The sequence below is a fragment of the Streptomyces sp. NPDC048523 genome (assembly GCF_043199815.1).
Lineage (GTDB): Bacteria > Actinomycetota > Actinomycetes > Streptomycetales > Streptomycetaceae > Streptomyces.
In genome coordinates, this window is record NZ_JBICWQ010000014.1 from 88,976 (window position 1) to 108,041 (window position 19,066).

The window sequence follows — 19,066 nt, forward strand, 5'->3', positions numbered from 1 at the left end:
TCTCATCGTCGTCACACCGGCGGTGCCCAGGATCGCCCGGGGAGCACCTACCTGGTGGCGCCGCCCGGGCTGTCACGAGGGGAACCGTGCGGGCCGGAAGTCCGCGAGCAGCTCCTCTCTCTTTCCGCTGAGGATCTCCGAAGCCAGCAGTCGGCCGATCACCGGCCCAAGCGTGATCCCGCTGTGGGAAACGGCCTCGAAGTAGCCGGGCACAGATGGCACCGCTCCCACCGAGGGCCATCCGTCGGCAGGGATGGGCCGGTCGACGACTCGTGTCTCTGCGATGCGGGAGTTTCCGAGCGCGGGGACGACGTGGCGCGCCGATTCGTGGAGCAGCTGTGCGAGTTGGCCTGGGGCTTCGCCGCTGTCGATGAGTGCGTCGATCTCGCGGCTGTGGAGGACGACCGAGGTGTCTCCGGCAGGACGAATCTCGATGTGAGGCGCGTGCATGGCCCGGTGAACGGGGACCTGAGCACAGTCGATCCTGGTGACGACGCCGGGTTCCCGGCGCATCGGCAAGCGGCGTGGGAGGAGCCCTGCGACGTGGGAGGCGCTGGGGCCCGCCGCGTTCACGACGATGTCGACGTCGAGATGGCTCCCATCGGACAGAGCAACTGACCGGATGCTTCCATCGGCACTGGTGCCGATGTCGCGTACCGCGTTGCCGGACCGGAGCTCGGCACCGGATGCGACGGCCTGGCCGACCAGGCGGCCGACAAGATGACGTCCGTGCACCCAGGCTTCGTCGGGGTAAAACAAGACCGGTACATCGTCGGGCATCGTGAGAGCCGGTTCGAAGCGGCTGCGGACCTCGGCCCCCGTGTACATCTCGACCCGGTAGTCCCAGCCGGCCAGCAGTTCGGCTGTCTCCAGGAACTTCGCCTCCGCTGCGGGATCGTCTGCCCAGCGCAGGTGGCCGCTGGGATACCACCACGAGTCCGGCCCGATGATCCCGGCAAGCTCACGGTGAGCTGCCATGCCCGCGACGTTCAGGTCGAAGTAGGACTTGCGCGCGGTCTTGTTGCTCGCGTTGACCCACGAGAAAGACCAGTTGGTGACGCCTTCGCCCGGCTGGCCTGCGTCGATGAAGACCACTTCGGCGCCGTGCCGGGACAGGTTCCAGCCCACACTCGCCCCGATGACGCCCACTCCGATGACAGCAACACGTTCAGGCCGCTTCACGGACCCGCTCCTCACGAACGGCCCCTTCCCAGATCACAGGCGAACTCCCGTTTCCAGCTCGGGCACCAGCAGTCCTCTCGTCGTACGGCAGGCAGACGACAATCACGCTAGCCAGCAACGCAGACACCTACACCCGAACGCGGGACTTCGGCCAGATCCCCGCTCACCGAGACGGACCGCTGACCGTTCGACTTCGGGATCACCCCATGTCCCCTTCTGGGCTCACCTCGGCTATACCCCCCACAAGGTCCACGGAATGTGAAACAGGCACTTACGGGGAGCCGAGCTGGGTCGTGCAGCGGTGCCACCGCTCGCCACCCTCCGGGGCGAGCGGGTGTGGAGGCTGGGGGCTCATTCCGTATCCCGCGAGCCGCGGACGTAGCCCATGGCGGTTTCGACATCGGTCCTGACCATGAGGCTTCCGGCGTCGTCGATCCGGTCGCGTAGCTTGTCCAGCTGCGCCCACGCCCGCCTCAGCTGCTGGGCGAGCCACTCGGTGTCAGCGGGAACGTGGGCGAGGAACTCCCCGAGGGGGAGGGGTACGTCGCCGCTTGTGCCGAGGATGGCGACGGGGTGACCGTCGGCGTCCTCGATGAGACCGGCGTCGCCCTCCCGCTGCCGCCAGCCGTCGGGGACGGCCTTCAGGCGGGTTTCGATGGCGTCCAGGCGGCCGGTGTCGGGACGGCCAGCGGCCAGGTACTCGTTGGCCCGGCGGACTTCCTCTTGGGTGAACAGCTTGGTGATGCGCTGCTCGCCGTCGGAGAACCCTGCGTGATGCAGGGCTTCGCGGGCGAGTTGCCAGTCGGTCCAGCCGGGGAAGGTGCTGGTTTCACGGAAGGTCATCGCGCGCTCCCGGCGATTTCGTGCAGCGCCTCCAGGGCGTGGTCGTGGGCCTCCTGGTCGACGTCGTCGGCTCCGCCGTGGACGGTGCAGACGATGTCCTCGTGACCGTCCAGGTCGCCGTTCAGCGCCTGGAACAGGCTGGTGATGCTGTAGGCGGGCGCCCACGCGTAGCCGGTGCAGTCGTCGTCGTACGGGCACGGGAGCATCACGTCGAACCCGATGTCGCCTTCGCCGTCGACGTTCTGACGGAGTGCGAGGGTGAGGTACATCTGACCGAGGCGGATCTCGCCGACGCGGTCGCCGGCGGCGACGTTCGAGTCGGGCTTCCACCGCCACAGCGGCACGATCTCCGGTCCGAACACCCGGCGTACGAGCAGCAGGTCGCCCAGGCCGTCGCCGTCGTCCAGCCCGAGGTCGGCGGTCCGCGCCTCGCTCAGCCGCTTCAGGTAGGGCAGCAGCTGGTAAAGGCTGTCTGCGAAGACGACCTCGTTGAAGCCCTCGGAGAGCAGGTGCGGGTGAGAGCGGACCATGGCCTGGTGCTGCGCGGTGACCGTGTTCTCGTGCACGCTCCGGTCGGCGGGCCTGCCCTGCTGCCGCTCGATGCATGCCGACAGCGGGGTGGAGACCAGGATCGCGATGACCGGCATGTTGTGCCGCTTCGCCGCGTCGACCAGCAGGGCCCTGTCCTTGGCGAAGACGCTCGTGGCGTCGACGACCGTGTTGAGGCCTCGGGCCAGTCGGCGGTGCACGATCAGGAGCATCGCGTCGACTGCGTCGACGGTGGCGCTCTGGTCACCGCACGAGTCGGACACGACCTCCCTCAGATGATCGAGGCTGACGACCTGGCTGGGCGGCCAGGTCGCGGCGAGCGTGGACTTACCGGCACCGGAGGCACCGATGAGCACCAGGAGCGCGTTCTTGGGCAGGTCCGGGTAGAGCGGTGCGGCGGTCATACAGGTTCTCCTTGCGGGTCAAGAGCGCGGGCCGCCCAGTTCAGGCGCATCCCGGCGTTGTCGGTGAGCAGGGCGGCGGCCTCGTGTAGCGGGCAGGAGGCGTCGCCATCGCGGTCGGGCTCGATCTGCTCCGCCCGGCGTGCGGCGGTGCTGACCAGTTGGGCGAGCGCGGGGAGGAGGCCGCCGGGCACCTCGGTGTCTTCTTGGATCTCGTGCAGGATCGCGGCGAGTTCCGGGCCGTCAACGTCGTCGGCGTTCAGGTCGTCCTCGACCTGTTGCAGGGCCAGCTGGGCGATGCCGACCGAAGCGCGCACGCGCTCCAGGCGCGTGCGGGCCTGCGCGGCCGCCGTCACAGCGCGAGACCGGCGGCGGCCAGGGCGAGCAGGACCAGGGCCGCGAGCGACAGGTCGACCGCGCGCCGCAGCTGGGTGAACTTCCGTACGGCGAGGGTGGACAGGACCCGAATACGGGCGGCACGGGTGTCTGCGTCCATGCAGCCACGGATCTCGTCTTCGTTCAGGCGCGCCCAGTGCGGGAAGGACGCCTTGTCGTCGCCACGCAGGCGGGGGCGGACAACCAGGAGCAGCAGCACGGCGGCCGCGCCCAGGGCGAGGATGGCGAGCGCACCACAGACCTTCGTCACAGGCGGCAGGTCCTTGTCGGCGACGGACGCGAGGCCGGCAAGGACTGCGCCATTGAAGGCGAGCAGTAAAGACGACTTGCCGTCCGTGCGTGCGATCTCGCTGGCGACGGAGGCGCAGGCGGTGTCCAGGTTCTTGTCGATCAGAGGGTCGGGGGCCATGACGTCCGTCATGAGCAGGGTTCTCCTTGCGGAACGCGAAGGGCGGGACGGTGCACGCTGGGGTTCATCTGATCTCGCTAAGCGTGAAGAGGAGTTGGGCGGCTGGCGCGGTACGAGCGCGCCAGCCGCCCCTTCTCGCTGTCACGGCCTGGGGTCGCCCCAGGCGCGCAGGCGGCGCTGGCTGTCGCAGTCGGGCCCGTCGTTGTCGTGCGGGAAGCGGCCGCCGGTGGCGCGCAGTTCGGTGAGGACCTGCAGGAGGTCGCGCTCGCCGTCCAGGATGGTGTCGATGTAGCCAGCCCCGCAGGTGCAGGGCGCGATGAGGGTGAGGATGTCCTGCTCCTGGTCGCCGTCGACGGTGTGGTGCAGCCACAGGCCGCCGTCCAGGTAGGCGACGGCGCACGGTTCGAGGTCAGCCCCGGCGTGGGCGGGCCGGCCGGACCAGTCGTCGTCGTCCAGGGCCTTGCCGAGGGTGTCGGGATAGGCGTTCCAGACGTGGTCCAGGGCGGCCGTCTCCGCGTTGTCGCGCTGTTCGTCTTCGCCCTCCACGCCGATCTCCAGGGCGATGTCGAAGAGAAGAGCGAGCGGCGAGTCCGCACCGGCAGCAGGCGGGGTGAGGGTCTCGGTCATACGGCTCCTTCGGGGGTGCGAGCGACCGGGCTGTCCGGTCCTCCGCACCGACCCGGCCAGCGCTTGGCGGCTGGTCGGGGCGGCACGGGGATCCGTCAGAACGGGGGTTCGTCGTACGGGACGGTGCGGCGCGGCAGGAGCCGCAGCGTCAGCTCGCGTCGCGCTGCCCAGCAGCCGCACGGCTCCATCTCCGGGTTCGCGCCGCCGACCCACCAGCCGCCCGCGCCTCGGCAGTCGGGGCAGGAACGGCGGGCGGTGGGGGTGAGGTGGATGCGGTGCCGGTCGGCGTGCAGCTGCCAGTGGCCGGCTGTGAGTGCGGCGGCAGCCGCGGCGACCGTGACGGGCACGACGGCCGCGACGCGGGCGGCGGTTCGGGCGCGCACGGTCAGGGCCGGTCGAAGGGCTGGACGGTGAAGCGGGTGCCCTGGCCGTAGCTGGTGGGCGTCGCGGTGAGGAAGCCGGGGTCGGTCTGCGCGATGCTGGTCAGCAGCGTCTTGATCCAGTCGGTGGGGCGCTGAAGGTCGATCCGAAGCGTGTGGAAGTCGGCGATGTGCACCTGGTGCGGGGCGGTGCCGTAGCGGCGGGCCCAGAGCCGGGTGTAGATCTGCTTCGCGGCCGCGGCGTCGGTGGGCCGGGCGGGGATGCCGCGCGGCATTGCCCGGCAGGCCGCGGCGTAGCGCGCGGCGCCCCGGTCGGCGTCGGCGGTGTAGACGAGGACGGTCGCGCCCTCCAGCGCCCGGTAGCGCTGGGAGATGAGCGTGCCTTCCGGCGTCCAGGTCTCGGGGGCCGGGGCGGGGCGGGTGAACAGAGCCACGGTGACTCTCCTTGGGGTCGGTGAGGTGCGCACTTCGTGGTGGGTTGGAAATTGGTGGTCGCTGCCGAAGTGGTTCGCCGGTCTGGGAGGATGCGTGGTTCCGGTTGAGGTGTGAGGGCGTGGGAGCCTCATGTGTCTCTGCAGGCAGCTCACCCAGTGCCCCCGACCAGGCCGGCGTCTACGGGCCCCGACCATGAGTCACGATCAGGTCACCCGTGGCTGGTCGGGGCTGTGGTCGGGCCGACCATGCTCTGGGGAGGGGCTTCGTCTGGGGTGAACAGAGCCACGGTGACTCTCCTTCGAAGGGGTCGTTGATCAGGCGGCCAGCCGGTGGGAAGCGAAGTAGGTGTCGGGGCTGGGCTCGTAGCCCCTGGCGCAGGGGTCATACTGGCCCTGGGTGCGCAGCGGGAGGCAGAAGTAGTACCTCCGGCGGCACGTCGGGCAGGTGCTCCTCGCGGCCATCGCCCGGTCCAGCGCCTCTTCCTGCGCGAGCGTCGGGACGCGCTTGGGGCGGGCGAGTTCCACGCTGTAGAGCCAGGCCCGGGTGGGGTGGTTGCACGACTGGCCGGGCCGGTAGGCGCAGTATTTGCAGCGCAGGATGGCCACCGGGCCGTGCCCGCCGGGGCTCCGGCCCATTTCCCGTAACTGCCTGCGGGTGACCAGGCCCTCGGGACAGCTGCGCCGGTCGTATTCCTCGAGGGTCGCGGTGCTGCGCGGCACTTTCCTGACCTCGCGGCGGCGCCGTTTCCGGGGGCGGGCCATCACCTGCTCCAGGTACCGGGGAGCCGGGCGGGGCGCTGCGGGTAGCGGGGGCCGGGGCGCTGCGGGCAGGGCCGGCCGATCCGGCGGCGCGGTCGGGGGATGAGCACGAGTGATCTCCTCCAGCAGGTTGGCGTGGGCAGCGCCCCGCTGGCGTCTGGTCGTCGGCGAGGGCTTGGGTGAGGCGTGTGGCCGGGCGGCCTGTACGGTCCTCGCCGGCACGGGGCGGGTGAGGACCAGGCAGGGCGTCGGGTCAGGTCTGGAGCGGGTGGACGTCGTCGGGCTCGTCGTCCAAGTCCTCTGGGTCGTCGTGGTGGGGCGGGGCCTGCGGCGGGATGTGGATCTCGGGGCGGATGTCGATCTGGGGCTGGAATGCCGGGGGCACGTTGTAAATGACCGGGCGCAGGCTCAGGCCGCGCAGGGCGAGGGCGGAGGCGATGGTCCAGACGAGGACGGCGATGCCGGTGGCGATGGTGCGGCCGTCGGCGGGGGCGGCGGACCACACGGCGGCGATGCTGGCGGCGCCCCAGATGGTCCAGGTGATGCGGGCACCGGTGTTTCCGGCGAACCCACCGATCAGTCCGAACAGCCCGGTGAGCTGCCAGAAGGTGTAGACGGCGGATCCGCTGACGGTGATGTCGGGGCCGGTATGCCGAGCGATGTAGGAGCGGATCGGGTTGTCGATGACGGCCCAGAAGCTGTTGGACGTCTCGGGTACGGTCTGCGTCGTCGGAGTCGTGGTGCCCAGCCGGCGGGCCACGGCGGAGACGATGTCGCCTGCGGTGTCCAGCAGGACGATGAAGGCGCACACTCCGGCCAGGATGAGCACCGCTTTGATCCAGTTGGCCATCCTGTGCCAGCCCATCTGGCGGGCCTGGAAGACCTCTTCCCACCGTTTGTAGAGGAAGCCGCCCTGCTCCCAGGAGGCATCCCATGCCTTGCGCAGCCGGGCGAAGCGCTTGGTGCCCGGGCCCTTGTCCAGGGCTATGACCGGCGGCTCGGACGTCTTGTCGAGCAGGTCGGAGGAGCTCGGGCGGTTCTGGGTGTGCTGGCTGTTGACGGGCTTGTCGTCGGACTGCATGCGGGGTGTCTCCCTCGCTCGGGCGGCTGTGGTGGGCAGGCCGGACGGCCTGGCCCGCACCCGACCGCGAGGGGTTCGGGTGTGAGGCAGGTGGCCCGGAGATCTGGGGTCAGAGGCCGCGGCTGTCGGCGAGGCCGGCGGCCTGGTCGACCATGCGGAGCGGGACCCGGGCGGAGCCGTGCGCGTCGTTGAAGGACGGCAGGGAGTCGACGTCGCCGAATGTGCGGCGTATCGCGTCCAACAGCACGGCTGCCGCGCTGGCTTCCAGGCCCCTGTCGCCGCGGGACTCGATCCGGATGGCCCCGAGCATGCAGCGGGCGCCGTCCTCGTCGACCAGGAGGTCCTTGCACCAGCCGTCGGTGAGCAGCCGGTGGTGGGCGCGCTGCAGAAGGGCCGCGACCGGGGTGGGGTAGGACTGCGGCGATGGCTGGAGCGTCGGAGTGAGCGGGACGGTGATGACGTCGGCGAGGTCCACGGGCGCGGTGTCGATGTGCGCCGTGTTGACCTCGTAGGCGACCTTGGCTTCGTCCAGCCGCACGGTCATCGCCGTGGTGATGAATGCCAGGCGTTCCTCGAGGGACAGTGCCGGCGCCGGCGCGGGCGCTGCAGTGGTCGGGGCTGCCTGGCCTACGGCGGGGTGGGGCTGAGGCATCGGGGCTCCCTGGGGGCGTCGAAGGCGCGGGGGTGGGTGGCGCCTTCAACGCCGGCGGCCGGGGCGGTTTTCAGATGGTGGAGATCCAGCCGGTGACGGTGCTGGTGGCGTCGGTGATGAACGGTGCTGCGCTGGTGGAGGCGAGGAAGAAGCCGAACCCGGCGCAGGCCAGGGCGGGCCCGGGGCGTACGGAGCCGCCCCGGATGAGGACGAAGGTGACGATGCCGAGCAGGACGACGGCGGAGATCGATATGGCCACGGACGGTGTGTCCTTCCAGAAGCAGGAGGGGCCCGGCCGTTGCGGCCGGGCCCCTCGCAGTTGGGGTGTTGGGGTGGTCAGACGCCGGAGAGGTTCTTGATGGCTTCCAGCGCCTGGCGGGGCGAGGTGACTGCGTCGCGGCGCGTGGCGGACGTCCCGCCCCCGCCGCGGTACTGGCCGGCGCCCTTGTTGGGCGCGTCGTCGCCGTCCTCGTCATCGGGCTCGGGGCCGAACTCGCCGGGCCGGGGCGGCTCGTTCCAGTCGAACCACAGGTCTCGTGCTTCGAGCTCGCGGATCTCGTAGTCGGTGAGGGTGGCGATGGTGTCGGGGAAGTAGCCGTCGATGCCGGCCTTGAAGTCCATGAACAGCGTGCGCAGGACGTCGGGCTGCTTGGCTTCCACGATCCATCCGGCGCCGCCGGTGTTGGAGTCGGAGGGCGGCTCGGGGTCGCCAGCCATCACGCGCTCGATCCGGCCCTTCTCCGCGGGGGAGAAGGAGCGGGGGAGCGGGTCGGGGGTGTGCTCGGGCGGGATGCCGAGGGCCTTGAACATGTCGTTGACCTTCTTCGGCGCCACCTTCAGCACGACCGGGATGCAGTTCTCGCGCAGGTTCTCGCACAAAAGCTGCGTGAAGCCGTCTTGGACGTAGATGGACTGGCCGGCGACCTTCAGGCCGACCCCGTATTTGCGGCCCTTGACCGAGACCAGCTCCGCGAGGTCCATGATCTCCGCGCCGTAGTCGCCGTTGCGGGCGGCGGAGAGGAACTCATCGAGGTACGCGGACAGCATCCGGTAGGGGCAGCCCGGCCGGGTCGGGTCCCACTCGTGGACCTGGCCGTCTTCCCACGGCATCTCGCCGCGGATCTCCATCAGCGCGGCCAGGACCCGCAGGAGCCGGATCATGTAGAGCGCGCCGACACCGTAGCGGGCGGTGTGCCTGCCCAGCGCGGCGGTCTTCTCATCCGGTGCCTCGGTGGCCAGCATGACCACGGCTCCGAACAGGGCGTCGGCCGCGACGTGCAGGGCCATCAGCTGGGTTTTGCCGCCGCCGGAGGGGGCGACGAACAGGCCGTGGGCGGCGCCCCGGTCGGTGTAGACGCGGTTGCGGGCGGGCTGGCCGTTGCCGAGGTATCCGGTCACCCAGCGGCCGTCCTTGTCCGGGGTGAGCAGCTCCTTCGTGGCGGGGAAGATCTGCGCGAGCGGGCTGCTGTCCCATAGGGAGACCAGGATCTGGTTGCCGTCGATGGTGATGAACAGTCGGCCTTCGTCGTACTTGGTCTTCAGCGCGGCGGCCAGCGTGTGCTGGTTGACGCGCGGTTCGCCCATTTCGTCGGGGACCTGGGCGATGTAGTGGGTGACCTTGCGGCCGTGGTCGCGGACCTTCTTGAGGAACTGGGAGCCGGGCACGGGGCCGCCGGTGGCGCCGATCCGGTCGGCCCACCACTCGTGGGTAGTGGGGGCCTTGCGGCGGCGCTCGTTCGCGTCGGGGGTGACGTGGACTTCCTTCCAGCCGGGGCCGCCTTCGCGGCCGTATTGCCGGGCCACGTCTTCGATCCGTACGTCGGTGACGTCGACACCGAACGCGGCGGCGACATCTGCGTCGGTGAGTCCGGAGATCGGCCGTCCGGCCTCGGAGGCGCGCAGCAGCAGTGACAGGTCGTTCGGCATGCCCGCGTGCGGGGTGGCCTTCACGACGATGGTGCGGCCGGGCAGGCCACGGGCCTCCCACAGCCAGCGGACCTGGCGGGTGAAGGCGTCCGCGCCGTCGTCCGGCTGTGCGGGGGACGGCTCATGGGCGGGCTGCAGCTGCGGTGCGGGGGCCGGGGCGGCGAGAGCCGGGCGGTGGCGGCGGCGGGTGTGCCGGGAGAACGGCATCACCAGCAGGCCGGCCGCCGCCCATCCGGCGGCGAGCAGACCGTCCAGGCACCACGGACCCCAGCCGATCGTGTTCCGTGCGGCGACGTCGACGGCGGCCGCGAACACCAGCGGCGACCAGCGCAGGATCTTGCGTCCCGCACCGGACTCATCGCTCTTGGAGGCCAGGACCCAGCCGCCGACGCCGGCCGCGCCCGCCAGCTGCACGACCGTGTTGACGGGGTTGTCGGCGAAGAGGTTCGGGGCCGCGGCGAGGACCGGGGCAGTCACGGTGTAGAAGGTGCGCTCCAGGGCGACGCTGCGCGGCACGGACACGGGGTTTCTCCTTCGGAAGTTGGCGATGGGCGGCCCGCCGTCGGTGGCAGGCCGCCCGTCAGGGACTTCGGCGGGGGTGGGTCAGTGGGCGAAGAAGCCGGGCCTGGGGGTGCGCTCCCTGCGGCCGGAGCGGATGGTGTCCAGGCCCTCGTACAGTCGGGCGTGCGTACGCCGCGTGACGTGGGCGAGGCCGGACACCTCCTGCGCCGTCTCATGGAGCTTCTTCACTTCGACGGCGGCGCCGCCCAGGGCGACGGACACCTGGTTGGTCATCTCGACGAACTTGCCGTCCAGTTCTGCGTTGGCGATGTCGACGGCCAGGCCCTCCGCGCGCTGGGCATTCGTGCGCATGCCGCGCAGCAGCGCCTCGAGCTCGTTGCTGGCCAGGTCCATGGCTTGGCCCAGCGCCTTGAGTTTCTGCTGGACTGCCTTGTAGCGGTTGTCGCCGTCCGTCGCGGCGGCGGCACCGCTGCCGGTGGTGGGCGCGAGGTCGCTCATCAGCAGACTTCCTTCCTAGTCGTGGTGGGCAGCGGCGGAGGCGGTGGCCAGGCCCGCGTCGTCCATGGCCTCGATGTCCTCGCCGTAGACCCGGCCGACCGACATGGCGGCGATCCGGGCGGCTTCCGCGGCGAGCTCGCACTGAGTAGCGCACCGTTCGGACAGGTGCTTCATGCGGGCGGCAGCGTCGGCCAGGTCCGTGATCTGATCGACGACCGCGGTGGCGATGTTGTGGTCGCCGGACAGGTCGGCCGCCATGTCCCGCAGGGCGTCGGCGACTTTGCCGAGCGCGATGGCCAGTTCCTGGGCGCGGTCCTTGTCGCGCGCGGCGGCGATCGCGATGTTCACGATCTCCATCAGGTATTCGCCGAAGGTGATGTCGGTCCGGTGCTTGGCCGCCATACCGGCCTGGCCCGAGGTGGGCTTGTTGACCTCCGATGCCACGGGGTCCTCCTGTGCAGTGGGTCGGGTGGTGCCGGGACGCTGGGTGTGCGGCTCCGGGGCGCGGGGCAGGCTCGCCGGGCTGGAGATGGTGGCCCCGAAGGGGTCTGCCGGGTCGTCGACGACGACCGCGTCCACGATGACGTCCTCAGCCTCTTCGGGCTTCGGAGGGCGGCTTGGACGGCCGGGGCTGTCCACCGTGACGTCGCCGAGGTCCTCGGGCCGGAGTGTTGAGGGCTCCTCGGGCTCGGGCGGGGTGGTGTCCTCGCCGGGCTTGGTGAAGAAGTCCTTGATCTTCTCTTTGAAGGATCGCCTGTCATCGCCCGCGTCCGGGGGGTCTTTGACGTCGTCGGGCTTGGGAGCGTCGTCCGTCCCGGTGGCGTCCTTGGCGTCCTTGGCGCCGGTGCCGTCGGACGGCTCCTTGCCGCTCTTCTTGCCGTCGTCTGGCTCCTTCTTGGCCGTGGAGTCGTCCTTGGGGCCGTCTGAGGACGTCTCCGGGTCGTCCTTGGTCATCTTCTTGGTCGTGGCCTCGGAGTCCTTGTCGCCGGTGGCGTCCTTGGCCTTGGCGTCCTTCTCGGCCTTGGCTTTCTCCGCCGCCGCGCGCCGCTCATCCCAGCGCCGCTGCGCCTCATCGGCCACGGCCGTGCCCAGGCTGGTGCGGTCGTCGGCGGCCTTGGTCGCCTCCCCCTTCGCCTTCCTCGCGGCCTTCCGTTCGGCTTTCGCCCTGCGGCGTTCCTCGCGCGCCGCCTGGTTGGCGGCGCGGTTCTGGTCGCGGTCCTTGGTGCGGTCGGCGAGGTTGGCGGCCTGGTTCGCGCCGCGCCGCTGCTGCCGGGCGGCCTGGCGGGCGGCAGCGCGTTCCTGGCGGCCGCGGGTCCGTTCCGCCCTGGGGCTGGCGGCCGGCGAATCCTTCGGCTTCCCGCCGTCGCCCTTCGAGTTGCCTTTGCCGGACCTGGAGCTCCCCGAGCCGCTCTTGCCGCCGGGGCCGCCCGAACTGCCCTTGCCATGACCGGGTTTGCCGGATCCGGAGCCTCCGGAGCCGTTCTGGCGGCCTTTGGAGCCGGCGGGCGACGCATTGCCCTTCGAGCCGCCCCTACCGCCGGCGGAGCGGTTAGATCCTTTCCCTGCTCCCTTGGGGGAGTTGCCGCCCCCGGAGGTGCCGGACCCGTTCGTCCCCGAGCCTTTGCCCCGGCCGCCTCCGGTGCCCCGGCCTGCGCCGCCGGCGCTGCCGCCGCCTCCGCGTGAGCCGCCCCCGCCGCCGGCCTTCGAGCGGCCGCCCTTGTCGGCGCCCAGGCCGGAGCTGGAGGACCGCGCCGCGTCAGCCTTGCCGCGCGCCGCCGCTTTGTCGGCCTTCGCTTTCATCTGCGCAGTGTGGAGCTTCGCGTTCTGCTCCATCATCGCGGTTTCCTGGGCTGTGCGGGCCTCCAACAGCGCGGCCTTGCGCGCTATTTCCGCCTCACGGAACGGCGCTTCTCCGGCATGCCGGTCCCGAGCCACTTCCAGCCGGTATTCCAGCCAGTCACCGAGGCGATCGGCGAGAGAACGAGGCTGCTCGTATTCGACTTCCTCATCTTCATCGTCCCCAGAATCCGGAGCGTCGGGCATTCCCGTTTCCCGCAGAGCCGTTTCCGGGGAAATAGGACCGCGAATGGCCGGGGCTCCTGCGGTCACGCCTCCCGGAGACTTCGAAGTGAAACCGTCACTAATACTGTCGGACGGTTCGGAATAGAAGAGATCTCCACCATCGGGAGCGTCCGGCATGGCGCCGGAATCACTGCCCCGAGTGGGGAGGTGGACCACGTTGCTGTCGGTGTCGTCGGACACTCGACTCCTCCTCCTGGGCTTGACAGTCGGCACTCGCCTCGCGTACGCGCGCGCACGTCACGCGCGGCACGCGGCACGCGCGGCACGCGTTGGGATCACCGAAGGGCCGTCCCCGGGATCGGAGACGGCCCTTCGTGACGAGACGCGGGGAGCTAGCCGAAGTGGCGACTGTGGACGTTCTGGAGGGCGAGCGCGACGTCATGGATGAACGCCTTGTCCCCCTCGCGGGCGGCCTGCGTGCCTCGGATATTCACAATCCGGAGCCAGGCGTAGAACGTGCCGAGTTCATTACCGTGCTGCGCAATCAAATCCTGTTTTATTTTCCGCTCATGTTCCGCACGGTTGAACTTCTTCCGCTCTGCTTTCGTGAGCGGGCGACCTGCGCTCACGCCGACTCCCTGCGGTCCAGGTTGTAAATCGACGTGGGACCACCATAGCCCATATTCGGGCTTTGCACGCCCTGCTGCACCGGGTTTTCCGGGGCGGCCGGGAGTGACGCATTGTTTTTACGTGCCTTGAGCTGCGCCTTTTCCTTTCGCTGCTTCTTTACCTCGTTTACCTTTTCGTCGTGAGCGTGGCGCTTATGGGCACTCTTTTCCAGTCCCGCGGTGGCGCTCTTGAGGTTTTTCAGAACGTCGTTCAGGGCCCTTTCCACCGGGAAACTGCGGAGGAAAGCCTGGCCCATCCTGTCGCCCTCCACGTGGGTACCGCGGCAGTGCACGCGGGTCTCGCGCTGGAGGATCTCCAGCTTGGCCTGCATGTCGAGCACGACCCGGTGGAAATCGGCGAGGTAGTGCGCGCAGGCGGCGGGGTTCTGCGCGATCTCGCGGAGCGCCGCGTTCGGGTCTTCGAAGAAGGGCTCGTCTTTGGTGTTCACGGGGTCCTCCGTGGGGGTCGGATCTGCTGTACTCGGGGGGCTGTTGACTGCTTCCGGCAGTCGCAGCGGAGGGCCAGCCCGATTCGCGCGGGCTGGCCCTCACTGGCGTGTGCCGGACGGCGGATCAGGTCAGGTACTTGTCCGCGTCCTCGGGACGCAGCAGGCCGGCCTCCTTCAGCAGCCGGATCGCGCGGGTCTGGTTCACGCCGAGCTGGGTGCGGGCGCGCGAGATGTTGACGAAGCCGTCCGTCTCGCGCGGGAGTTCTCGTACGGCGGGCAGCAGATCGGCGTCCGTACGGGCCGGAGTGGCCGTACCGGTACGCCCGGCACTGTCCGTGCCGCCGGTACGCGGGCGGCCGTTGGCCGTACCGGTACGGGCGGCGGGAATCCCGTTCGCCGGGGCCGTACGGGCAGTGACCGTACTAGTACGCGTCCCGCCGTCGTACACCGCCGCACTGGTACGGCCGGAGTGCTCCGTACTAGTACGGCCCGCCCCGGAAGGGGTGGCCTGTACGCCGCTTGTACGGTCGCTGTACGCGCTGGTCACGCCCGCATTCGCTCCCGCCGTGGCGGGGGCGCGCGAGGCGTCGCGTACAGGCTCCGTACGAGCCGCGCCGGGGGCCGTACGAGCGGGCGGCGTACTGGCTGCCGTGCCGTACGAGCCCGTACCGGACGGGGTGGTACGCGGGTGCTGCGTACCAGCCGGGCTGTCCGTACGGGCGGCCGTACTAGTACGTCCGTCCGTCCCGGTCGCCGTGTCCGTACCACCGTGGCCGTCCGTACCGGCGTCGTGCATGAGGGAGTGGACGCGCCAGATGACGGCCACGAAGATCAGCACGACGAAGGTGGTCAGCGGCCACGGCGCCGACTGCCCGTCCTTGACGAGGTGGGCCTGCTCGGACAGGTGGTAGATCACGTTCGCCGACGCCATCAACATGAGCGCCGCCGGGATGTCCCGCTTGGCGCGGAACGCGGTGACGCAGTAGACGTCCAGCGACACCGGCAGCAGCGGAGCGACGTAGCCGTTGATCCCGACCATGCGGGCCAGCTCGTACTCGCCGGAGGCGGCGAGCCCGACGCCGGCGGCCAGCGCGATCCACGGCGCGGTCTGCCAGGCCTTGCGGCCGAGCCGCTGCTGCCAGCCCTGGAACTTTGAGTTGGTCTTCTTGGCCTCCCGCGCCTCTTCCAGCATCCGGCGGGCGCTGGCCTCGGCAGCCTGCGCCCGGTCGATGGTGGCCTTGGCCTTCTTCTCTGCCTCGCCGGTGATGCGCGCGGCTTCTTTCTCCGCCGTCTCCCGCAGCTGGGCGGCAACGCTTGTGGCCTCGCGCCGCAGCCGCTCGCGCTGTTCGTCGCACGCCTTGCGCAGACTGGCGAGGTCGGCGTCCAGGGCGGCGCGCTTGTCGGCTGCCTCCTTGTCGAACGCCTCGCCCATCGTGCGCAGCTGCTCGCGCAGCTCGGCGCGCGCCTGCTCCGCTGCGGCGTGAGCGTCGGCGAGGACCGTCTCCGCCTCACGCCGGCGGGAGTCGGCGGCGGCGACCGCGTCGGTGTAGAGCTTCTCGCCCTCCGCGCGGCGGGCGTCGTAGGCGGCCGCCGCCGAAGCGGCCAGTTCCCTGTAGCGCTCGTGGGCCTGGGCGACCTCGCGCTGGGCGGTCACCCGCAGCTGGTCGGCCTGCTCTTGGGCGCGGGCGATGATCGCGGCTGCCTCGCCGCGGCGGGCCGTGACCAGTTCGCCGATCTCCGCCAGGTCGGCCTCCGCCGTCCGGCGCATCTCCGCAACCGCCGCCCGGGACGCCTCGTGATCCGCCGACGCCTGCTCGCTCAGCTGGGCAACCTGGGCGCGGGCCTCGGACAGGAGGCTTGCCGCACGGTCGCGGGCCTCGGACAGGAGCCGGTCGGCTTCGCCGCGCGCGGCCTGGACCGTCTCCTTGGCCTCCGTCTGGAGGGCGGTGGCCTTCTGGCCGGCGTCGGCGGTGATGCTCTCCGCACGCGTGCTCGCCTCGGACAACATCGCCGTGACCTGCTCGTGGGCTGCGGCGACGGCGCCCGCGGCCCGGTCTTCGGCCTCCGCCTGAAGGGCTTCGGCTTCCTCTCGGGCCAGGTCGACGATGTCGGCGGCCCGGTCCCGCAGATCCGCGGCGCGGTCGGCAGCGTGGACCGTGCGCGGTTCGGCCTCGGGGTACACCGCCTCGGCGGCGGCCGCTGAAGCGGTGGACTGCGTGGGAGCGGCCGCCGGCGTCGTCGTCTTTGCGCGCCCGCCGCGGGGCTTCGGGGCCGCCGCGGACTGACGTCGGCGACGGGGGGTCTTGGTGTTGGCCACGGGGTGTCCTCTCTCCGGGCGCCTCCGTGCAGAAGGGGCACCGTGTATCGGTGGCGGTCGGTGGGGGTGTGACCAGGCCTTCCGGGGCCCCGGCAGCGCGAATGCCGGGGCCGGAGGGTCTTTCTGCGGAGGACAGGTGGTCAGCTCGCGGCGGGCAGCGTGCTGCTGGCCTGCGCGATGTGCTGGGTCAGCCAGGCGACGGCGGCCGGGGTCATCGCGCCGCTGTCCGGCTCGGTGAGCGGCGCGGTGTCGATGTCGTACATCGCGTCGGCCGGCGGGAGCAGCCGCATGTAGTCGGGGTCGACCCCGGCGCGGGCCCCGTTGCCGCTCAGCTCGGTCAGGTCGTAGAGGACCTTGCCGGTGTCGGCGTGCTGCCAGGACCGCTCCACCCGGCCGACGAACGTGTGGCCGGGCTTGCCGAGCCAGAACCGTTCGACGTCGCGGAACAGGACGAAGTCGCCCTTGATGTAGGTGGTCTGGGGGCGCGTGGCCTGCGTCTGCTGCTCGGTCACGTGGTCTCCTCACGTCGGGTCACCGGCCCGAGGGCCGGAGTGTCCGGACTGTCCGGCTCCCAGTCACCGCCCGACCCGGCCGCCAGAGTGCGGCGGTCGGTGCGGGCGGATCAGGCAACCTTCAGGCCACGACCGCGAGGTGACGGTGCGGGGCGATGACCCGGCCGTCGGGGAGCAGCTCGCCGGTGTCCTCGAAGACCAGGACCCCGTTGCACAGCAGGCTCCAGCCCTGCTCGGGGTGGCTGGCCACGACGTGCGCGGCCTCGCGGTCCGGGCTGTCGGCGGTCGGGCACTTCGGCGTGTGCCTGCACGGTGAGTCCGGCAGCGTGGTGGTGCGGGCGCCGGTCGTCGCGGTGTTGAATTGAGCGGTGCTGTCCATGGGGACTCCTGCGGGGGGGGGGTGATCCCGGGGCCTTCCCGGGTGGCGGACGTGCGACAGGCCGGCCGCCCATCGTGCGGGCGGCCGGCCTGGTGGAACAGCGGGGGTCTGGCGGGTAGTTGGCTTTCGGTCGTGTACTACTGGTCAGCCCCGCTTCTGCTGGTGGAGGTATGCGTCCTGGAGCCGCTCGAACGACTCCTGCAGACGCTTGCCGACCTCGCACCGCGCATCCGGTGAGCACGTGGTGCAGGTCTCGTCGTGTGCGCGGCGGGCGGCGTCGGCCTTCATGTAGCGGTCATGCAGGGACTCAGCCATGCGCACGGCGGCCGACATCGTGCTGCTCGTTGGTCCGACGGAGCGTGGCTACCAAGCGCTGTCGGTGAGCGCCCGTCATCCCGCCGCCCTTTTCCTCGCCGCGGACCGGTTGCGGGCGGCACGGCGCCTCATGGTGCGGCGGTCGCCCTCGGACAGCCCACCCCAGACGCCGGACTCCTGTCCCGACTCCAGCGCCCACTGGAGGCACTGCTCGACGACCGGGCAACGCCGGCAAACGGCCTTCGCTTCCTCGATCTGCACGAGCGCCGGACCGGTGTTGCCGATCGGGAAGAACAGCTCGGGGTCTTCCTCCCGGCACACCGCATTGTGACGCCAGTCCATGTGATTCCTCCGTGAAGTCGATGACGAGTGCCGGCAACAGGACAGCCAGCACCAGAAGTAGGGGGGTTTTACAGAGCCCGCTCGAGCAGAGGGGGCGGGCGCGAAGTGATCTCCGGCTCCGAGGCGAGGGCAACGCCGGAGGGAGCTGACCTGCCTCGCGCCCGCCCAATGTGCAGCGGCGGTACTACTCAGCTCGGCTGATGAAGCACCTGATCATCTTTTTGAAGGACGGCTCCGTCGACGGCTCGACCGACCAGCGGTCGGTGAGCGCATCGAGGATGCCCAGGCCCCGGCCAGACTCCGCCTCGGCGCTGTCCAGCGCGGCATCGCTACGGTGCGGACGGCCTGGCACGGTGTCGTGGACGATCACCGCGATGCCCGGCGAGCCGACCATCGCGGCGTACACCTCGACGACCAGGGGGATGTCCGTGTCCGGAGCGCTCGCCCGCACCGCGTTGCCCACCAACTCGGAGACCAGGAGCTCCACGGACTCCGCGAGGTCCTGGTCCGCAACGTACGACGTCCGCATCGATCGGGTCAGCCTGCGGACACCGCTGACGGCCTCGCGGGACGCCGTCAGGTCAGCGCGGAAGCCGCTCTCGTACTCGCGCACCCTCAGTCCCGGTACAGGGTCGGGCCACAGCAGCCTCTCGTCCACGGCCACGGCGTGCAGTGTGCCGATGCCGTAGACGGTGGCAGTCACCGCGTCCCACCCCTCTGGTCCAACTCCCTGGCCCTGCGCAGCGCCTCGTCCTCCTGGCTCGGGTCCCCGCCCCCCTGCGCACTCATCGCCACGCGGGATGTCATCATGTTCTTCAGCAAGGTCGTTCTTCCTCTCACCTGAGATGGGCGAATGATCGAGAACGGCCCCGGGGTGCATCCCGGGGCCACTCTTTTTGGCTGGTCGTACGAGCAGCCACGGCCCCGGCCACCCCGGTTTGTGCGGGGTGGCCGGGGCCGTGGTCGTTCGTCACGGGGTACTAGCTGCGGCCTTCGTGCGCCTTCCGCGCGGCGGTGCGGCGGGCCTCGAACGCCGCCCGCTGCTCATCCCGGCGGGTTTCGAACGCCGCGCGCTGCGCATCGCGCTCGCCCGCACGCGCCGCGTACGCCGCGCGCTGCTCGTTTCGGCGGGCCTCGAACGCCGCCCGCTGTTCGTTCCGGCGCGCCTCGAACGCCGCGCGCTGAGTGTCCTTGTCCATAACGTCTCCTCAGATATGGCCTTCGGTGAACCGCCAGGACATCCGGCGGTGAGTGCGACTGCCGTACGAGCAGCCACGGCTCCGGCCGACCCGAGGTGATCGGGTCGACCGGAGCCGGGGTCGATCGTCTGGTGTGCGGGGCAGGCGCCTGTGATGGGCGGATGATCGAGAACGGCCCCGGGGCGCAATCCCGGGGCCGTTGTC

General features: G+C 70.7%; 24 protein-coding genes. All 24 read right to left on the bottom strand.

Translation table 11 applies throughout. The features are described from left to right. Nucleotides 1-72 precede the first annotated feature (72 nt). Complete coding sequence (locus ACGFWE_RS40670; protein ID WP_393605399.1) at nt 73-1,182, bottom strand: NAD(P)/FAD-dependent oxidoreductase; 1,110 nt, start codon at nt 1,180-1,182, stop codon at nt 73-75. Between the two features lie 351 nt (nt 1,183-1,533). Then, a complete protein-coding gene (locus ACGFWE_RS40675; RefSeq protein WP_393605401.1) occupies nt 1,534-2,025 on the bottom strand; it encodes a hypothetical protein in 492 nt (163 codons plus the stop codon). Continuing rightward, the gene (locus ACGFWE_RS40680) at nt 2,022-2,978 is read right to left on the bottom strand and encodes an AAA family ATPase (protein WP_393605403.1); all 957 of its coding nucleotides are present in this window, start codon (nt 2,976-2,978) and stop codon (nt 2,022-2,024) included. Before ACGFWE_RS40680 ends, ACGFWE_RS40675 begins: the two co-directional genes overlap by 4 nt. Next, nucleotides 2,975-3,292 (bottom strand): hypothetical protein, encoded by a 318-nt coding sequence (locus ACGFWE_RS40685; RefSeq protein ID WP_393605405.1) that lies wholly within the window; start codon nt 3,290-3,292, stop codon nt 2,975-2,977. The genes ACGFWE_RS40680 and ACGFWE_RS40685 overlap by 4 nt, the downstream gene beginning before the upstream one ends. A 35-nt stretch (nt 3,293-3,327) precedes the next feature. Continuing rightward, entirely contained in the window at nt 3,328-3,792 is a 465-nt protein-coding gene (locus tag ACGFWE_RS40690) for a Pycsar system effector family protein (RefSeq protein WP_393605407.1), read from the bottom strand. A gap of 129 nt (nt 3,793-3,921) precedes the next feature. Next, nucleotides 3,922-4,407, bottom strand: a complete 486-nt coding sequence (locus ACGFWE_RS40695) for a hypothetical protein (protein WP_393605409.1) — start codon at nt 4,405-4,407, stop codon at nt 3,922-3,924. A 95-nt stretch (nt 4,408-4,502) separates the two neighbouring features. Beyond that, complete coding sequence (locus tag ACGFWE_RS40700; protein ID WP_393605411.1) at nt 4,503-4,790, bottom strand: hypothetical protein; 288 nt, start codon at nt 4,788-4,790, stop codon at nt 4,503-4,505. Between the two features lie 2 nt (nt 4,791-4,792). Next, complete coding sequence (locus ACGFWE_RS40705; protein ID WP_393605413.1) at nt 4,793-5,221, bottom strand: hypothetical protein; 429 nt, start codon at nt 5,219-5,221, stop codon at nt 4,793-4,795. 315 nt (nt 5,222-5,536) lie between these two features. After that, nucleotides 5,537-5,983, bottom strand: coding sequence for an RRQRL motif-containing zinc-binding protein (locus ACGFWE_RS40710; protein WP_393605415.1), 447 nt, complete (start codon nt 5,981-5,983; stop codon nt 5,537-5,539). Nucleotides 5,984-6,233: 250 nt separating this feature from the next. Next, nucleotides 6,234-7,061, bottom strand: coding sequence for a hypothetical protein (locus ACGFWE_RS40715; RefSeq protein WP_393605417.1), 828 nt, complete (start codon nt 7,059-7,061; stop codon nt 6,234-6,236). A 109-nt stretch (nt 7,062-7,170) separates the two neighbouring features. Then, nucleotides 7,171-7,713, bottom strand: a complete 543-nt coding sequence (locus ACGFWE_RS40720; RefSeq protein ID WP_393605419.1) for a hypothetical protein — start codon at nt 7,711-7,713, stop codon at nt 7,171-7,173. Between the two features lie 70 nt (nt 7,714-7,783). After that, complete coding sequence (locus ACGFWE_RS40725; protein WP_393605421.1) at nt 7,784-7,972, bottom strand: hypothetical protein; 189 nt, start codon at nt 7,970-7,972, stop codon at nt 7,784-7,786. A 77-nt stretch (nt 7,973-8,049) separates the two neighbouring features. After that, nucleotides 8,050-10,161, bottom strand: coding sequence for a chromosome segregation protein ParM (locus tag ACGFWE_RS40730; RefSeq protein ID WP_393605423.1), 2,112 nt, complete (start codon nt 10,159-10,161; stop codon nt 8,050-8,052). 81 nt (nt 10,162-10,242) lie between these two features. Then, nucleotides 10,243-10,659 carry a conjugal transfer protein TraB gene (locus ACGFWE_RS40735; protein WP_393605425.1) on the bottom strand — a complete coding sequence of 139 codons (417 nt, stop codon included), beginning with the start codon at nt 10,657-10,659 and terminating at the stop codon, nt 10,243-10,245. 15 nt (nt 10,660-10,674) lie between these two features. Continuing rightward, entirely contained in the window at nt 10,675-12,921 is a 2,247-nt protein-coding gene (locus ACGFWE_RS40740; protein ID WP_393605427.1) for an ATP/GTP-binding protein, read from the bottom strand. 152 nt (nt 12,922-13,073) lie between these two features. Beyond that, nucleotides 13,074-13,310 carry a hypothetical protein gene (locus ACGFWE_RS40745; protein ID WP_393605429.1) on the bottom strand — a complete coding sequence of 79 codons (237 nt, stop codon included), beginning with the start codon at nt 13,308-13,310 and terminating at the stop codon, nt 13,074-13,076. Next, a complete protein-coding gene (locus tag ACGFWE_RS40750; RefSeq protein ID WP_393605431.1) occupies nt 13,307-13,798 on the bottom strand; it encodes a hypothetical protein in 492 nt (163 codons plus the stop codon). The genes ACGFWE_RS40745 and ACGFWE_RS40750 overlap by 4 nt, the downstream gene beginning before the upstream one ends. A 124-nt stretch (nt 13,799-13,922) precedes the next feature. Further along, nucleotides 13,923-16,115, bottom strand: coding sequence for a hypothetical protein (locus tag ACGFWE_RS40755; protein WP_393605433.1), 2,193 nt, complete (start codon nt 16,113-16,115; stop codon nt 13,923-13,925). A gap of 140 nt (nt 16,116-16,255) precedes the next feature. Further along, nucleotides 16,256-16,627 carry a hypothetical protein gene (locus ACGFWE_RS40760; RefSeq protein WP_393605435.1) on the bottom strand — a complete coding sequence of 124 codons (372 nt, stop codon included), beginning with the start codon at nt 16,625-16,627 and terminating at the stop codon, nt 16,256-16,258. A 121-nt stretch (nt 16,628-16,748) separates the two neighbouring features. Beyond that, nucleotides 16,749-17,006, bottom strand: coding sequence for a DUF5999 family protein (locus tag ACGFWE_RS40765; RefSeq protein ID WP_393605437.1), 258 nt, complete (start codon nt 17,004-17,006; stop codon nt 16,749-16,751). Between the two features lie 144 nt (nt 17,007-17,150). After that, complete coding sequence (locus ACGFWE_RS40770; protein ID WP_393605439.1) at nt 17,151-17,339, bottom strand: hypothetical protein; 189 nt, start codon at nt 17,337-17,339, stop codon at nt 17,151-17,153. 57 nt (nt 17,340-17,396) lie between these two features. Next, on the bottom strand, nt 17,397-17,663 hold the full coding sequence (locus ACGFWE_RS40775; protein ID WP_393605441.1) for a WhiB family transcriptional regulator: 267 nt from the start codon (nt 17,661-17,663) through the stop codon (nt 17,397-17,399). 184 nt (nt 17,664-17,847) lie between these two features. After that, the gene (locus ACGFWE_RS40780; protein ID WP_393605443.1) at nt 17,848-18,366 is read right to left on the bottom strand and encodes an ATP-binding protein; all 519 of its coding nucleotides are present in this window, start codon (nt 18,364-18,366) and stop codon (nt 17,848-17,850) included. 277 nt (nt 18,367-18,643) lie between these two features. Continuing rightward, nucleotides 18,644-18,862: a hypothetical protein gene (locus ACGFWE_RS40785; protein ID WP_393605445.1), complete on the bottom strand. Its 219-nt coding sequence runs from the start codon at nt 18,860-18,862 to the stop codon at nt 18,644-18,646. Nucleotides 18,863-19,066: the final 204 nt, after the last annotated feature.

What these genes read in the sequence shown, in the direction of transcription:
- ACGFWE_RS40785 (WP_393605445.1), bottom strand. Translation starts at nt 18,862, where the DNA reads ATGGACAAGGACACTCAGCGCGCGGCGTTCGAGGCGCGCCGGAACGAA.
- ACGFWE_RS40765 (WP_393605437.1), bottom strand. Translation starts at nt 17,006, where the DNA reads ATGGACAGCACCGCTCAATTCAACACCGCGACGACCGGCGCCCGCACC.
- ACGFWE_RS40675 (WP_393605401.1), bottom strand. Translation starts at nt 2,025, where the DNA reads ATGACCTTCCGTGAAACCAGCACCTTCCCCGGCTGGACCGACTGGCAA.
- ACGFWE_RS40735 (WP_393605425.1), bottom strand. Translation starts at nt 10,659, where the DNA reads ATGAGCGACCTCGCGCCCACCACCGGCAGCGGTGCCGCCGCCGCGACG.
- ACGFWE_RS40680 (WP_393605403.1), bottom strand. Translation starts at nt 2,978, where the DNA reads ATGACCGCCGCACCGCTCTACCCGGACCTGCCCAAGAACGCGCTCCTG.
- ACGFWE_RS40770 (WP_393605439.1), bottom strand. Translation starts at nt 17,339, where the DNA reads ATGTCGGCCGCCGTGCGCATGGCTGAGTCCCTGCATGACCGCTACATG.
- ACGFWE_RS40720 (WP_393605419.1), bottom strand. Translation starts at nt 7,713, where the DNA reads ATGCCTCAGCCCCACCCCGCCGTAGGCCAGGCAGCCCCGACCACTGCA.
- ACGFWE_RS40775 (WP_393605441.1), bottom strand. Translation starts at nt 17,663, where the DNA reads ATGGACTGGCGTCACAATGCGGTGTGCCGGGAGGAAGACCCCGAGCTG.
- ACGFWE_RS40715 (WP_393605417.1), bottom strand. Translation starts at nt 7,061, where the DNA reads ATGCAGTCCGACGACAAGCCCGTCAACAGCCAGCACACCCAGAACCGC.
- ACGFWE_RS40710 (WP_393605415.1), bottom strand. Translation starts at nt 5,983, where the DNA reads ATGGCCCGCCCCCGGAAACGGCGCCGCCGCGAGGTCAGGAAAGTGCCG.
- ACGFWE_RS40690 (WP_393605407.1), bottom strand. Translation starts at nt 3,792, where the DNA reads ATGACGGACGTCATGGCCCCCGACCCTCTGATCGACAAGAACCTGGAC.
- ACGFWE_RS40695 (WP_393605409.1), bottom strand. Translation starts at nt 4,407, where the DNA reads ATGACCGAGACCCTCACCCCGCCTGCTGCCGGTGCGGACTCGCCGCTC.